Origin of the sequence: Hansschlegelia beijingensis (assembly GCF_045505405.1) — a bacterium.
Lineage (GTDB): Bacteria > Pseudomonadota > Alphaproteobacteria > Rhizobiales > Methylopilaceae > Methylopila > Methylopila beijingensis_A.
In genome coordinates this window covers 1-561 of the sequence record NZ_JBJKEX010000719.1, presented here as the reverse complement: position 1 = coordinate 561, position 561 = coordinate 1, and the positions used below count along the sequence as shown (strand labels likewise).

At 73.4% G+C, this 561-nt stretch carries 2 protein-coding genes; both read left to right on the top strand.

Annotation, left to right across the window (positions count from 1 at the left end):
* Positions 1-223 (top strand): hypothetical protein (locus tag ACIKT0_RS19795; RefSeq protein ID WP_407106951.1); only part of this gene is annotated, 223 nt, incomplete at its 5' end.
* On the top strand, positions 223-561 hold the full coding sequence (locus tag ACIKT0_RS19790; protein ID WP_407106950.1) for a hypothetical protein: 339 nt from the start codon (positions 223-225) through the stop codon (positions 559-561). The genes ACIKT0_RS19795 and ACIKT0_RS19790, both read left to right, overlap by 1 nt.

The window sequence follows — 561 nt, the reverse complement described above, 5'->3', positions numbered from 1 at the left end:
GATCTCCTCGGGTCCGCTCGCGGCGCTCTGCCGCAAGATCCTCGCCGATGGCTGGGTCTCCCCCCGCCGCGATCTCGACGACATGCACGCGCTGATCGTCGCCCGCGGCTGGGGACGGCTGTTCGACGGCGCGCTCAACCGGGCGCAGCCCGCCCCGCATGACGAACGGCGGCGGCTCGCGGACCGGCTACGGGCGCTTCTCGATCGGGGCCAGGCGAAGTGATGGGCATGTTCAGCGGCGGCCTGCGGGAGGCGCTCGGCGCGCGGCTCGAGAAGTCGCGCTCGCTGCTGCTGATCGGCGACAGCGAGCAGGCCTTCGAGGCCGCGGCGCCGTTCATCGAGGCGGTCGGCAGGCGGTTCGAGCGGTTGCGGATCGTGCTCAGCGGGCCGCCTGAACTGCGCGACCGGCTTCAGCGCCGGTTCCCGGAGGCGCTGACGCACGCCGCGCCGCTGCCTCTGCTCTCGACCTGCCGCCGGTTCGTGCGCAACGGCGGCTTCCGCTCGATCGTCGCGCTCGACGACGTCCGGCTGCCGCGGGCGATGATCACGGCGGTCGGCTAA

Bases quoted from the DNA above. Each gene is read 5' to 3' on its own strand.
- ACIKT0_RS19790 (WP_407106950.1), top strand. From the start codon at position 223: ATGGGCATGTTCAGCGGCGGCCTGCGGGAGGCGCTCGGCGCGCGGCTC.